A 15,235-nucleotide genomic window follows, 5' to 3' on the forward strand; every position below is an offset into this window, starting at 1 on the left:
TCCACCTATTAGAATAGGATCCCACACCGCTCCTCCGAAGCCTGCCTTCCGGTGGGTTTTACTCCACAGGGGCTTATGTTTTTGTTATACTCCTCGAGGAATATCCGACAAGTCTTATCCTAATTTTGACTTAGAAAATGTCAAGAAAAAACGCGGAAGAAGCCAAGGAAGCAATCGAATCCAGTCCTTTGGATCCTCTTACCTCCTTGCCTTTAACAGGAGGGACAACAGGACAAATGCCCGTTGCACCGGCATGAAGAACTCTTCAAAGGATTGCTTATCTTGATCATTAAAGGGGACAATCCCATACGCATCAAGCTAAGAAGGGGAAAAGCCTTATTTTCGGCCTGAACACCCCCCTTCCCCCCTCCAGGGGGGAATTAGGAATGTCCAGACCTTAGGTCTAATCCTTAACTTGAGGGGTATGGGAATAACCCCCGATTATACCCTTATTTAGTTTACGGGTTGTAGAACACCTCTTCCTTCTTCCTGCAGGGTACCTTGCCCTTGAACAGACGTTTGAAAATTTACCGTAACACGTAATGCTCTTAACCCCTGGATGCCTTGAAGATCCTCCAACTCCAAATCTTCTACTTCACCGGTCAGGTAACCGGTATCCTGGAGATAGTCGATATATTGCCGATATTCTTGAGCTTCTTTAGGTTGAGAATAAACAATGGCGATCTTACCGGGTTGAGTTAACCGCTCCTCCCCACCTTTAATCGTGGCTTTATCGATGCGTTTCTTCACAATTTCGTATCGGATGTTGTAGGCCCCATCCACATCGAATTGCTTTTCATCGATGCGGAACCGAATGGACATGGGCATATTCTGAACCAGGATCAAATGAGTTGTTTCTAAAGGAAGCTTCAAACTTCCTTTTAACTCTTCGGTTTTCCTGGCTATCCCACAGACCGTCATGAGCTGCCAGAGGCGAAGATTTTTCAAATAAAGTAAATCGAATTTTCCATCCTCAACCAGGGAGGCACCGATATAAATCCCGTGATCCACACCATCGGTTTTATGCTTTTCAAAATAGTGGGGAAACATAGCCTGGGCTTTTTCTTCTTCTTCATCGAGATAATCTGAGATGGTATCATTGATTCGGGCAACGCTTTCTTCAAAATCCTTCCGCTTACGATAGATAATTCCCAATTGTGGGTCCAGGGCAGATCGATAAGCCTGAATTTTATCCTGGATACCCGGACCGAAATCCTTCAAGGTATCGAACAGAGGCTCAACTTCCCGACGTAAGAAATCAAGCAAAGTGATTTCATCTCCGGAGCCCAGACTCACTTCTACTTTTGCTATTTTGTTATTGATCCGGTAAACAAGTTCATCGAGAATAGGAAGGGATTTATAACTCGCCGCCAGGAGAATAATTTCCCTGACCAGCGTCAGGTGCTCGATTAAATCAGCCTGAATCGCTGCATTACGCTGCGTAGAGGAGCCCCGGATATCTGTGGCCCCAAATAAGGGATAAACGTTATCGAATACAATCTGCTCTATTTCCTCGTGGATACCCCGATTACGTTTCTCAATATAGTTAAGAACGGCTTTTCGAAAACGCCAATCTACCGAAGGATGGATGGCGGTGTACTTTTTCTTGATGATGGCCTGAACACGATTATCCAGCTCTTCCATACTTCGATTAACGGCCACAGAGAACAAAGGAAGAACTTCCCCTAACTTCAGGGCATTTAAGGCATTCAGTCCGCCGGGGTTCGGGGATCCCAATTCCATGGTCCCGATCAGTTTATCCTGATAGTAGAGAGGCGCAACGATCATGCTTCGAATCCCTTGGGCGAGGATCTGATCTTCAACCGGCGAGCGATGGGGATAAGTTACAAGATCTTCAATGATTAGCAAATTCCCCTGTTTAACCGAACGTTCATAAATAGAACCGGCAAAGTCAGAAGTTTTAAAATGTTGAGAATCGGAGAAGATACAACATTTCTCGAGTTTACGTCCATAATTAATCAGAAATACCTGATCCCCCTGGATAGCTGCAAGTCCCAACACCAGATCCGGTAACCTGAGGAGTGTTCTTAGCTTTTCCTGCAAGCTGCGGAATTTTTTATTGGAGACAATAGATTCCCTGTCTATCAAATCTCGCTTTAAAGATGAAAGAACCTCTTGATCTGTGACATCGGTAGCCGTAATGACCGTAAAACCGTGAAACTCAAAATTCTCAGGGGGTATGAGTTCCATCCAGGTCTTTAAGTTCGTCAGGTTATTGAAGAGGTATTTTTTTTCCTCATCGGTCAGGAGTTTGACTTCTCCGACTTTTTTTACCTCACAAAATCGTGGATCAAAGTTGAGCTTAAAGTGACGGTCTAATCCCGTTTCAGGATCTCGGGTTGTAAATATCAGAGGATATTCGAACTCAAATTTTACATCGTAAAACTTCTGGAGAATCTGGCTATAGGCTTTCAACAGGGTACCATAGGTCATGGCCCGCTCATCTAAATGCGTTCGGCCGATGAAGTTCTTATCTTCCATCAGAAATCGCTTAAAAGATGGCGTGGCATAGAAAATCCGGAAGTGATAAGGAATAATAGCCGCCAGATAATCTCGATCCCAAAAAGCCGGTGGAAAAACCAGAGTCATCAGCATATCTATGAGTTCTTTGTGCTTCTCGAGGATCGAGAGGTCTTCAATAGGACCTAATAACTCAGGTACCTTCTCTAATTCTTCTCGAACTTTTTTAATAAGGGGAGCCTTAAAGGCCTGATCCCAGGATCCGGTCTGATTCCAGAAGTCTATAAAGGGTGAGAAACTGAGGACACATTTAAAAGGAAACTTCCGGGTATTAGAGATCTGGATAAGGCTCTCGTCAAAAACCAGATTAAATTGTTTATTGATTGTAATCATACTTCAACGATATGTTAAAATGGATAGAACGTCAAGGTAGATTTCAAGCCACTTTAATAGGTGGGATAGCCCGATTTTCAGGCTTTGGGAGCATTCAGTACCCTGACAGGCTTACCGGCCAGGAAAGCCTGAATATCTTCTACGGCATCCCTAAAGAATACCTCATAAGTTTCTTTAGTCACGTATCCAATATGGGGAGTGATGACGGTATTTTTTAATCTTCTGAAGGGGTGATCCAGGGGTAGAGGTTCTATATCGAAGACGTCCAGGGCTGCTCCGGCAATAGTTCCTTTTTCTAAAGCTTCGATAAGAGCTTTTTCATCCACAATGGGACCTCGAGAAGTGTTTATAAGATACGCCGTTGGCTTCATGAGGGCCAGCTCCCGGGCCCCTATCAAACCACGGGTTCGATCACTCAGGACCAAATGAATGGTAACGATATCCGAACGGGATAGCAATTCCTCTTTTCCTACCAGGGTGGCTCCACATTGAGCGGCCCGCTCCGGTGTAAGGTTCTGACTCCAGGCAAGTAAAGACATCCCAAAGGCCTTTCCAAAGGCTGCTACCTGGGAGCCGAGCTTTCCGAGGCCTAATATCCCCAGGACCTTACCGTGTAATCCTATCCCGATTCGGAGTTGCCAGTGGCCTGAGCGTACTGCCTGGTCCTCATAGGGGATATTTCGGAGTAGGGCTAGAATAAGTCCCCAGGTCAATTCCGCGGTGGGCTGAATCAGCAGGCCGGTACCGGATACCACAATCCCCAGTTTCGCAGCCGCCTCCATATCAATGGAAGCATTTCGTGTTCCGGTCGTAACGAGTAATTTTAACCTGGGAAGCCGTTCCAGCAACGTCTTTGGGAAAGGGGTTCGCTCCCGCATGGCTACAATAATCTCGAAGTCCTTGAGCCGTTCTGCTACGGCATTTTCATCGGATAGATGGTCGGTGAACACCTGGATCTTGACATCGGTCGGCAAAACACTCCAATCGGCCATTTTCAGGGCTACTCCCTGGTAATCATCTAAGATGGCAACTCGCATCATAACCCTATCTCCTTTGCGTATGTTTCATAAGTTCGGAAATAACCTCGTTTTAACCAAATTTAACCTCATTCAAATCATTAAATTTAAACATACCATAACGTTATGGCTTCTGCCACACAAACCGGCTTTTCCTGTCCTTCCCGTTCAAAGGTCAATCTCATGAGGGTTCGAGCTCCTTCTTTGATCTCCTCCAGTTCAATGAGCAGTATCCGCATGCGAATCCGACTTCCGGCAGGTACAGGACCCGTAAAGCGAACTTTGTTTAACCCATAGTTGATGCGCAGCTTAATTCCTTCTACCTGGTAGATTTCGTTGATGAATTTCGGAGCCAGGGAAAGGGTCAGATAACCATGGGCGATGGGTACCCCATAGGGGGATTCCTTTTTTGCCCGCTCCACGTCCACATGGATCCACTGATGATCTCCGGTAACATCGGCAAAGGCCTTGATGCGATCTTGGGTTATCTCAAACCACTCCGAGACCCCAATTTCTTTTCCAACGTAGTCCTTGAGTTCTTTAAGGCCGGATAGAATTTTCATAGACTGTTTTCCTCCAAAAAATCTAAAACAATTTTAGAAAACTCCTGGGGGGCCTCTGCATGAACCCAATGTCCTACACCTTCCACAACCCGGATTTTAGCCCGGGGAAAAATTTTTTGGATGCTCCCCAGATCTTCATCCTGGATGTAGGGAGAATTTCCACCCTTGATGAACAGGGTTGGCTTCTCAAACTTTCGGTCTGTCTCTATCCCCTTGAGGAGTTCGTCATAGTTTTGATAAATAGCGTCCAGATTCATTCTCCATCGAAAACCACCGGATTCATCGGGTATTAAATTTTTAAGCAGGAATTGGCGGGTAGAAAAGTCCGGGATTTTCCCGGTCAAGGCCTCATCAACCTCCTTACGGGTCTTGAAGGATTTTAAATTTAAAGAATAAAGGGCGTTAAATATTTCCCCATGATGGGGCGGATAAGCCCTGGGAGCCATGTCCACCACCACGAGGGTATCTACCCTTTCGGGACAGGTAATCGCCAGTTGCATAGCTGTTTTAGCACCCATGGAGTGGCCCAGTACATGGGCGGAGGAAAGATTTTGCTCCTGCATAAGCTGCAGGATATCCTCGGCCATTACGGTATAGTTAAGGGTTTCACTGTGGGGAGACCGGCCATGGTTACGTTGATCCACTGCGAAGACCTTAAAAAATTCCCCAAACACCTTACTTAGCCAGTGCCAGTTTTCCAGCGAGCCAAAAAGGCCGTGTAGAATGATCAGGGGATGGCCTTCTCCATAAGTTTGATAATAGAGATGCATGATAAACCTCAAGCTCCCAGGAGCGGTTAAATAAGGATTCGACCCCGGTATTTCCGAAGCCCTTCTTATGTTACCGACCGACGGCAAAAGTCCCCATATCTTTTCAGGGATAGGAAGTAAAGATCTGCTAAACCGGTTTTATCAGACCCTGTTCCCGCCACGGGTAGCATTTTACCTTATTTCCTGCTTAGATTAAAGGATAAATTTCAAAGAAGTTTTCTGTCCACCAGACACTTTTGCATAATGTTCATCAAAATTTAGCATATCCAAAAGGCTTTCGCCCTTATCCATCCGTTTATAAACCTCCTCTTCTTTACTCTGGATTTCTTGAGCGATGGGTAGGGCTTCGGATAATTCCTTGAGGCTTGCGACAAGAATTCCATCCTCATCTCCGAAAACAATATCCCCGGGGTTCACCGTAACTCCCCCACAGGTTATGGGAATCTGGGTATCAAAAATTCGGGAGGTGGTACCGGATAAGGGAGAGATAGATCTTGCATATACCGGGAGCTGTAAAGTTCGAATTCTCCAGGTATCTCGACAAGCCCCATCAACAATGATTCCGGCCAATCCTTTTCGTAGGGCTTCCCTGGTAAACAACTCACCGACCAAGGCCCGTGAACCCCCTTGACCATCAATCACCAGAACTTCTCCGGGTTGCGCATCTTTAAGGGCTTTGATGACCGTCAAAAAATCATTGTAGCAGGAAACCGTATGGGCAATACCTATAAGTTTTAAGCCCGATCGGATAGGACGTATTCCGGAGTCCAGGACTCTCAGGTTCTTGTTTGCATCGGAAAGGCAGGCCGTATCGAGTTTAGATAGAATTTCTTTACTTTGCTTGAAGTCCATGATGGACAGAGGCCAGGGGGTCAGAGATCAGAATTCAAGGGTTTCCCTTCTGACTTCCAACTCTTGGCTTCTGGTTATACCATAACTTTGTTTACTTGGTTTTGCTTGACTTTTAAGTGGTCCCCACCCCCGACCCCTCTCCCACGCTGCGGGAGAGGGGGATATTTGGGAAGGTGTAAAACGTAAAATACAATATCCGGCCACGAAGGTCAACAAGATATTGGAATTCGTGGTATCTGTAACAATTTTTTACAAAATTGTTACAGATATCCGAGGACCTTCTCGAGTTGCCCGCCTTACGGAGGTAATATCCCGGAGGGGAATGAGGTTGTGCCGGGATGGAAGATACCGGTTAGAAACCCATTTTAGAATGGGTCCGAGACCTATCATTCTTCCTGCCTGGCAGGTTTTTATTCGAATTCATTGGGAGAGGGGAATCTCGACGAAAAAAGAAGTTCCCTGATCTACCTGGCTGATTAAATCTACCTTACCTCCGTGGACCTGAATAATTCCGTAACTGACACTTAAACCAAGTCCCACTCCCTTACCCACCTCTTTGGAGGTGAAGAAAGGATCGAAAATCTTTTTTAAATGAGCTTCCGGAATACCGGCTCCATTATCGGATAGGGTAATTCGAATAAAGGGGAGCGGAAGATGGAGGAGGATTTCATCTGGAGGAAGTTTGGAAATTAATTCCGAGCTAATATATAAGTTTTTTTGTCTTTGGGACTTCAGCAAGGCTTCTTCGGCATTATCTATAATGTTTAAAAAAGCTTGCTGAAGCTGATAGAAATCACCCTGGATTTCAGGCAATCCAGGTGCTAAATTCTTTGTAACCTGGATGTGATTTTGGGCCAGACTGGCGGCTCGTAACTCCAAAACACTTTCGAGAACTTCATTTATTTGAAGGGGTCGCTTGATGGGTTTAGATCCCCGCGTAAAGAGAAGAAGGTTTTGGATAATTTTATTAATACGATTGGCCTCTTTATTAATTTTTTCCAGGCTCTGGCGGACTTTTTCCTCCAGACCGGGATCTTTAAGAAGCAACTGCGCATAACCCATTACTCCGGCCAGAGGATTATTAATCTCATGGGCGATTCCTGATAAAAGCTGACCTAAAGAAGCCATCTTTTCGGCCTGAACCAATTGGTTTTGCGTGACTCTGAGCTGGTTTAAGGTCTCCTCCAATTTTTTATTGGTCTCCAGTATTTCCAGATTCTTCTGTTTCAGTTCTTGGGCAGCTTCTCTTTTTTCCAGGCCCCTTCGAATGGTAATCTTTAACTCTTCATCTGAACAGGGTTTGTTGAGATAATAGTAAGCTCCCTTGCTCATGGCCTCAATGGCACTGCTCATAGATCCATATCCTGTCAGGACCACCACAATAGTATCCGGGAAAACTTTCTTAACCTCTTCTAAAACTTCTAACCCTGTTATATCCTGGAGTTTTAAGTCCGTTAAAACCAGATCGAATTCCGTTTGTCGAATTTTCTCTATGGCTCCCCGCCCATTTGCAACCGTTACGATATGGTATCCTTCTTGTTCCAGCTTTTTTTCCAGAACCAGCCGTACCAACTCCTCATCCTCTACGATGAGGATACTCTTTTTTGAGTTTCCCATGGATTTTATCTCCTATACCAGATGAGAAAAGCTTTTACCGCCTTATTTCAAAATCTCTGTAACCGGAGAGGTTCAAAATGGCTATGATTTAGAAGTATGCCTCCAAGCATAGGATTTCTTCTCGGACTTGTCAACGAAATTTTTATGTGCCTTTTTATTTGACAAGCTATAAAACCTCATGATATGTTTTTTTCGATTTTTCTACTTGTTTTAGCTTTCTCTTAATCCAGAGGTTAGGATCCATGATATCAGAATTTATCTTTTAGAACATGATGGAATATGGCTAAGATATTGTTAATAAGTTCGGACCCGATTACAAACGGTTACTTGATTCCTGTTTTGGAGCTTGCCGATCATACGGTAATCCGGATAGATTCGTTAGAGGCAGCTTTACATCTCCTGCTTCATCAGGCTCGGGAAGAAAAAGAACCCCTTCCGGAGCTCGTAATGGTAGAGGGTCATATGTTGGGAGGTATTTCCCCTTTAGAGTTCCAGAATAAAGTAAAGACTCTTTTGAGAGGAACCCAGCCAGAGACTCCCATCCTGTTTATTTTGGAAGAGGGGAGTTTAACCCAGGATGCTAAGGACACCCTCAAAGGGCAAATCACCTATCTTGTAAAACCTACCCATATCTCTGCCTTTTCGGATTTTTTCAGAGAGCTTCGGAGCTCTTTAGATCAGCTTTCTCGATCCGGTGGAGGGAGTTTGAGTAAACATACATCCCTGGTAGCCAATCTGGCCGAAGAACATCTGCCTTCCCTGCTTCATATGTTAAGTTTGGTAAGGGCCTCTGGATATGCGACTTTGACAAATCCCAGAACGAAGCAAACAGGTACACTCCACCTGCGGTATGGAGATGTTACCAAAGCGATTCTGGTGGATACGACGAGTTCTCCTAAACGGAGGCTAGAAGGAACCGAAGCCCTTCAAGCCCTTGTAGATTGGGAAGAAGGAGTTTTTTCCTTCGGACGAGCAGACCCTGAAAAAATGCCAAAGGGGGAATCAGCCCGCTGGGTTGTGTTGAAATGTGGAATTCGTTAACCCACTTTTTCACTATCCAGGAGAATGGCGGGAATGATGCTTAATCTTCAAGAACTGAGAAAGAGCGCATTATTTACAGGGGTAGAGGTAGCAGAACTCCGGAGAGTTCTCCCTCAATTGGAGAAAAAATATTACTCCCGAGGGGCCATCATCTTTAAAGAAGGAGATCCCAGTCAGGCTCTGTATCTTATCCTCTCGGGACAGGTCAAAATCATCGAACGAAATCAACAGGGACGACCGGAGGTACTCATGTACCTGCACGCCGGAGATTTTTTTGGTGAAACTTCGGTTATCACCCATGAAATCAGATCCGTTACCGCAGAGGTGGTCATCGATGCAGAGATCCTCATCATCCCTAAAGCAGTTTTTGAAGAGATCTATCATCGAGAGCCTAAGATCTTACACAACGTCATTAGAACCCTGAGTCAAAGGCTCTCCTTAAAAACCAAAGGACTTGTCCAACGTAACCCCAAAACCCATAGTATTATAGCCATTTACCATCCTAGGAAAGAAATCGAAGGCGCTTTCTTAACGAGTAACCTGGCCGCCAGCATTTTGAAACAAACCGAAACCTCGGTCGCCGTCTTAGATCTCTCCCTTAAGAATCCTAATCTGGTCAAGATTTTGAGGCTGGATTCAGACAAAGAAATTAAGGACGAAGAAATCAATCAGGAACTCGTAGAAAAGATGTTGATTTCCCATCCCTCGGGTTTAGAGCTTTTAGCTTTATCTCCTGAATTTCTTAGAGAAGGGAAAATCGGTCGAGAGAAAATAGCCCGGATTTTATCTATTCTCAAGGAGAAGTTTAGCTATACGGTAATAAATACGAGTCCGGAAATTACAAAAGGTACTTTTGAAGCTTTAGACCTATCGGACAAAATTGTCCTTTTAATTCCCTTTGGGGAAGAACCTCCGGTCCATATGTTCGATCAGCAGGAGGTTATCACTGTATATTACCAGACCCCTCAACACCCTGGTGCAGTGGAGGAGTTCTTGACAGGAGCGCCACCTTTGATAATAGATTGGGGGCCTGAATTCCTCGAGCCGTTTCATAAAGCCGGGGAATTGATTGTTGAGAAAGCTTCAGATAATCCTACCAGTGAGGCCATTCATAGGTTGGCCAGGCACATTACCGGGCTAAAATTGGGTATTGCCCTGGGCGGGGTTGCGGCAAGGGGATTGGCCCATATAGGGGTTCTGGATGTCCTGGAACAGAATAAGATACCCATAGACCTCATAGCAGCCACCAACACCGGAGCGATCATTGGAGCAGCCTATGCTTCGGGAGTCAGAAGTAAAAATCTCATCGAGATCGCCTCCCAATTGGCCTATGAGTATGAATTGGGGACCTTGAGGGACTTCAGGATTTTTCAAGGGGGATTCCTATCAAACAAAAAAGTTCTTAAACTCATTGCAAGCTTTCTGGGACCCTTGAAGACGTTTGGCCGGTTAAAAATCCCCCTTCGGATTATTACCATGGAATTAGAAACCGGAAAAGACGTTGCCTTTGAAAAGGGTTCTTTATGGGATGCCCTTCAAGCCTCCATGGCCGTACCAGGTCTGTTTCCACCTGTAAAGATAGGAGGAAAAACTTTTGTAGATGGGTCCAACATAAATCCCATTCCGGTCAGCCATCTTATCGAAATGCGCGCCGATATTGTCGTAGGGGTTAATGCGTTGTCCCCTCTGAGACGGTATTTCTCCACCGGTTCCGGAGATATGGAAAAAAGTACTCGGGAAGAGGCTTTAACCGAAGATTGGAAGATGATGGATATCATCATGAGATCATTCCAAAAATTGCAACATGAGATAGGCCTTTCCAAAGCCACTCTGGCAGATCTTACCATCACACCTGAGGTTACCGGATTCAGTTGGAAGGACTTTAAAAGAGCACCTGAAATTATCGACGCCGGTCGAAGGGCTGCCGAGCAAGCGTTACCTAAACTTTTAGAAATTCGGAGTAAGCGAAAACTCTACAGGCGAAGTTAGGAAATGTTTTCCTTCCGTCTCTTAGCCAGTTCCAGCTCCCGGGTATATTGATTAAGTAAATATTGGGTGTAAGGTCTATTTTTATTTGAAGCCTTAGTCAGGAGCTGCTCGCAGGTTTCTTTCGCTTTCTGTAAGTATTCAATGGCTTTATCTAAAGAGTTTACATTTTTATTAACCCCAAAATCAGCTTCGTACTCGGCTGCAATATTTCCATAACTGATGGCTTCCGCTTCCCGGGCATAGGCCACCATGTCACTATCCCTCTCAACTCCCGGCATATCCCGTAAGGCTTTAAAAGTTGCGGCAGCTTCTTTGTAGAGATCGACCACATTCTGCTGGAATCGGCCTTTCTCCTTTTCATTCAACCTAGCAGCCTGGGCCGTCTGTAAGATTCCACTGAGGATATAGAAAAGTTCCCGCTCCCGGGGATTTGCGTTTAACATAATGCTGCTTCCTTGCTGGATGGTTTCTTCGGCCTCCTTAAACTCCCCCAGCTCAATATAAGCAAAGGCCTGCAAAGCATAAGCCTGGGCCAGAACCTGCAAATTTCCCAGGTGTTTTGGATCTTTGGTTTCTTCCTCAATGATTTTTTGAAAAGAGAGGATAGCGTCTCTATAAGCCTGATCAGCCTGAGGGTCCTCCCCATTTATACGATATACAGATGCCAGGTTAAATAACTCTCTGGCCCGCGTTAATTCTCTGGGGGTACATCCTGCAATGAGAATTATCACACAAATATAGACCAGCCGGAATTTATTAGGCAACCGGGAAGCTATCATAGACCCTTCGTGTCCTTTACGCCTTCTCTGCAAACTTTGCGGTTAAAAATTAAACCGCAGAGAATGCCGGGAAAGAAGAAAACAGAATAGAAATCCTAATGGATTTTTTTATCCAGTTCTCACGATTCTCAGAAAAGAGATTTTAAGCTCTCCCATAAATCTCCCGTAGTTCTGCTTCGGCCCATTCTAAAACCTTTTTAGGTGGTTCACCCTGAACGGCCTTTGCAAAGACATCTACAATGATATACTTTGAGATGGCTTCCGAGGCGGCACGAGAAGGGGGGCCGGCATAACCGAGGGAGCGACTGTATCGTCCTACATCTCGAAACCCGATCATTTTAGGATCTTTTTGCCAAAGGGGATGGTTTTCCTGATCAGGACCCGGTCCGATAAGATATCCTTGAGCCACATCCAGCCATTTATAGTAATTTTCCTTTGCCATGAGAAATTGCAAAAACTCCCGGGCGGCCCCTTGATTTTTAGAATACTTCATGATGGCGTGCTCAAAGGTTAAAATCCCGGTAAACCTTCCAGCCGGACCTCTTAAAGTCCTTCCATGGTTAATCTTCCTGGCCAGCTCCGGATAATCCTTCTTGGCAACCAGATAAATACTGGCTCCGTTGAGGGTACAGGAAATCTGCTCAGCCAAAAAGGCCCGGTTGTTACTGGTATCGTCCCAGGAAAGACCCGTCTCATCCATGGCATCCCGCCAGAGTTCTACCATAAATTCCACCGCCTGCAGGCTCTCCGGACTGTTGATGGCGACGGTTTTACCATCGGCTTCTACCTCTTTACCCCCAAAGGCCCATAAAAGATCCAGACAAAAGCCCGGGGCATCTCCAAAGGTATGTCCCAACGATTGTCCAAAGGGATGTCCTCGCCTCTTGAGCTCTTTTCCAATTCGATAATATTCCTCCCAGGTATCCGGAAATTTCTCCACCCCCACTTCCTGGAACCAATCCTCTCGATACACGTGCAAGCCTGAAGCTGCATGATAGGGTACGGCTTTATAGTGACCGGAAATGTTGCAGTAGTCCTCAAAGGACTTATAAAGACCTCCATACCTTGCTTTGACTTCTTCCGCCAGATCATCTACATCGATACATCCACTGGCGTATAAGTGGGGCCAGTTTCGGAGCATCTGGATAATATCTGGGCCTATTCCGTTCTCGACGGCTGCTGCAATTCGGGCCTGAAGATCATTGGCATTGATCGTCTCAATGGTTACCTTCACCCCCATCTGTTTTCCCCATTCACTGGCCTGTCTTTGAAGCTCTACATCCGCCTGGGAAATAAAATTACTCCATTGAAGCAGGTGGAGCTGGGTTCCTTTTAAAATAGCCGGAAAAGAAAGGGAAGATTGACCGGCTTCTAATACCATTCCTGCTGCAGTGGCAGCAGTGGCTTTCAGAAATTCCCTTCGATTCATTTTCTTATCCTTTCATAGAATCGATCACAAACGCCCTGAAATCCTTCTTTCGGATAAGATCAGGCTCTTTGGAAACGGCCTCCAATACCAGGGTGAAAGTCCGTACCATATTTTCTCCTGTGAGGGAATCTTCTGACTTCTCAGATAGAATCGGTAAAGTGAGCGTTAAAGTCCGGGACAGCAGTTTATTATCTGAAAGGAAGGCCTTCGGACGTGTTGAAACAATTTTTAAGGCAGTTTGTACCAAATCCATCAAGAGATCTCCCCGGATCAAGGTCGATTTATCCTCGGTGGCTACCTGAAATAGCGAATCGAGAACTCCGGGTAGCAGCAGTTTCTCTTGATCGTACAAACCTGGATTCCTGGCTACGGTAATCAGGGCTAACCGGACGGTATCTTCTAACAAAACTCCGGCCACTAAGCGGTTTGAACCTCGATAGATAGCTTCCAGAGTCGTCACCAGGGTATCGGCAAGTAAATTGGGATAGCGCTCAAAAATAGCGGAATTTCTGGTGACAATATTCATGGCCAGTTGGGTTATCTGGGTTTTTTGATCTTCGGTTATAAATTGAGCAACGGCTCCTGACAGGGCTTTTAAGATAGATTTCATCGTCTGGGACAAAAGATCGGGCTGAAAATCCGAAGAAGAAGCCGGTTCATGTTTCCGACCACCCTTACCGGGCTTTCGGACAGGTTGGGAGCTGAGGATAAGCTGCAAATTTCGCAGGGTTTCGGTTAAAGAGGTTACAAAAAGCTGTTTAAACAACTCTCCACTAACCGCCGCGTCCGGATTCTCTCCCACAGCTTGCAAAACACCCTTCAAAACCTGGGAAACGACATCTTGATTTTGAAGAAATACGGCTGAATTCTTTCCGATAGTTTCAAGTGAAATTTTAAGAATATCCGAGAACAGGGCCTTATTAGGATTCAATAACCTGCTGAGATCTTGATTGGCAACCTGAAGGACCGAGCTCAGAACCATAGAAGCCAGGTTTTCTCCCCCCCCTATTAACGAAGCATTGCGGGATATGCTATCCAGCGCTATCTGTAAAATATCCGTCAGGGTTTGGGTTCGGAAGACACTATCTTGTCGAAGATTAACCGAAACGACATCCAAAACCGATGTAATCACATCCTGCAAGACTTCTTTATTTATCCACAATCCGGTGGTTTTAGAAACCCCATCGATGGTTGCCTGGAGGAGCTCTTTCAGATAATTTCCCTTGGTTGCTACGGTAATATGATCGGAAGCATGATTTAGAACTGCCCTTAGGACCGAGCCGAATTTATTATCGCCTAAAAACAAACTTGAATTATTGGCGGCGATTTTAAGGGTGGTATCTAAAAGCCCCTTGAAGATCTCATCTTTGCTGAGGGCCGTTACATCGGTTGGGAAAACCTGTAAAAAGGTGGTAATGGCTCTGGAGAGGGTAGGATTGCTTTCGGCGAAAAGCGGTGCATTTTCCCTTACTACACTCAACGTGAGATCAAAAATTTTTGTAAATAGCTTGCTTTTCTTTTTCTCTTCTATTTTAAACAAAGCGGCAATTGCGGCATATTGCTCCTCTTCCTCCACATGGGCAAAGATAGTTTGAAACTCTGGAGCATTCTTAAAAACTTTGATAATACTTTTAGCTCCCAGGATTCCTTCGTAAGCCTCAATAAGGGATTGAATACTTGTTTCCGCTGTTTCCGGAACATCCTTATCCTGCCAGGGTTTATGATAAGGCCCTCCGGGCCGAACCAGATTTTTTCCTTCATTTTGAAAGTAATCTTCAACTATTAACCACCCGGTTTCTTTCTTAGGCCTGGGCAATACAATCTTCTCCTGGACCACTTTCTGGGTAACCAAATTTTGAATTCCAAAACCAAACTTTAAGGCCGCTCTAACCCCTGCAAATATAAGATCAATCTCTCCTCCCCCAAACATGGTTATCTCCTTCTTTTAAAAACTAGATTCCATCCGGTGACAGTTTTAAAATTAACCTTTGTTAATTATCATAAGTTCGCAACTTGTCAAGGGAAAAGTGTGCTTTGTACAAGATTCAAAGTGGTGACCTTTGCATCTTTTTCCTTTTGCTGTTTATACTACCCTGAGGTGTAACTTTAGATTCAACGTCCTGAAACCCATCGAATCTGAGGAAAAAGATCTGGCCAAAGCGTATCGAAACTTGAAACAACAGGACCTGGCCTTCTTAAACTTCCCTGCAGAGAGCGATTTGATCGTTCTGGCAAATCTTTTCCTTTTCTAAAATAAGTAAACCCCCATCTTTTCTCTTAACCTGTAAATTTTAACTTTGAAACG

The 15,235-nt window shown here is 45.0% G+C and carries 11 protein-coding genes; 2 read left to right on the plus strand and 9 right to left on the minus strand.

What is annotated here, in order from left to right:
* Positions 1-453 precede the first annotated feature (453 nt).
* From VNM22_02575 to VNM22_02600, 6 genes are all read right to left on the minus strand, one after another.
* Positions 454-2,874 (minus strand): GAF domain-containing protein, encoded by a 2,421-nt coding sequence (locus tag VNM22_02575; protein HWP46024.1) that lies wholly within the window; start codon positions 2,872-2,874, stop codon positions 454-456.
* 77 nt (positions 2,875-2,951) lie between these two features.
* Positions 2,952-3,914: a D-2-hydroxyacid dehydrogenase family protein gene (locus VNM22_02580; protein HWP46025.1), complete on the minus strand. Its 963-nt coding sequence runs from the start codon at positions 3,912-3,914 to the stop codon at positions 2,952-2,954.
* An 83-nt stretch (positions 3,915-3,997) separates the two neighbouring features.
* The gene (locus VNM22_02585; protein ID HWP46026.1) at positions 3,998-4,453 is read right to left on the minus strand and encodes a MaoC family dehydratase; all 456 of its coding nucleotides are present in this window, start codon (positions 4,451-4,453) and stop codon (positions 3,998-4,000) included.
* Positions 4,450-5,223 (minus strand): alpha/beta fold hydrolase, encoded by a 774-nt coding sequence (locus VNM22_02590; GenBank protein ID HWP46027.1) that lies wholly within the window; start codon positions 5,221-5,223, stop codon positions 4,450-4,452. The genes VNM22_02585 and VNM22_02590 overlap by 4 nt, the downstream gene beginning before the upstream one ends.
* A 192-nt stretch (positions 5,224-5,415) precedes the next feature.
* A complete protein-coding gene (locus VNM22_02595; protein HWP46028.1) occupies positions 5,416-6,075 on the minus strand; it encodes an RraA family protein in 660 nt (219 codons plus the stop codon).
* A gap of 420 nt (positions 6,076-6,495) precedes the next feature.
* Positions 6,496-7,692 (minus strand): response regulator, encoded by a 1,197-nt coding sequence (locus VNM22_02600; GenBank protein ID HWP46029.1) that lies wholly within the window; start codon positions 7,690-7,692, stop codon positions 6,496-6,498.
* 279 nt (positions 7,693-7,971) lie between these two features.
* Between VNM22_02600 and VNM22_02605 the strand changes: the two genes are divergently transcribed.
* Complete coding sequence (locus VNM22_02605) at positions 7,972-8,733, plus strand: DUF4388 domain-containing protein (protein ID HWP46030.1); 762 nt, start codon at positions 7,972-7,974, stop codon at positions 8,731-8,733.
* A 33-nt stretch (positions 8,734-8,766) separates the two neighbouring features.
* On the plus strand, positions 8,767-10,722 hold the full coding sequence (locus VNM22_02610) for a patatin-like phospholipase family protein (protein ID HWP46031.1): 1,956 nt from the start codon (positions 8,767-8,769) through the stop codon (positions 10,720-10,722).
* Here VNM22_02610 and VNM22_02615 read toward each other — a convergent pair.
* The 3 genes from VNM22_02615 to VNM22_02625 form a co-directional block, all read right to left on the minus strand.
* Positions 10,719-11,501 carry a hypothetical protein gene (locus VNM22_02615; GenBank protein HWP46032.1) on the minus strand — a complete coding sequence of 261 codons (783 nt, stop codon included), beginning with the start codon at positions 11,499-11,501 and terminating at the stop codon, positions 10,719-10,721. The genes VNM22_02610 and VNM22_02615 overlap by 4 nt on opposite strands.
* A 142-nt stretch (positions 11,502-11,643) precedes the next feature.
* Positions 11,644-12,930 carry a substrate-binding domain-containing protein gene (locus tag VNM22_02620; GenBank protein ID HWP46033.1) on the minus strand — a complete coding sequence of 429 codons (1,287 nt, stop codon included), beginning with the start codon at positions 12,928-12,930 and terminating at the stop codon, positions 11,644-11,646.
* A 4-nt stretch (positions 12,931-12,934) separates the two neighbouring features.
* A complete protein-coding gene (locus tag VNM22_02625; GenBank protein HWP46034.1) occupies positions 12,935-14,860 on the minus strand; it encodes a hypothetical protein in 1,926 nt (641 codons plus the stop codon).
* Between the last annotated feature and the right edge of the window lie 375 nt (positions 14,861-15,235).

It is taken from the genome of Candidatus Limnocylindrales bacterium, assembly GCA_035559535.1.
Taxonomy (GTDB): domain Bacteria; phylum Moduliflexota; class Moduliflexia; order Moduliflexales; family JAUQPW01; genus JAUQPW01.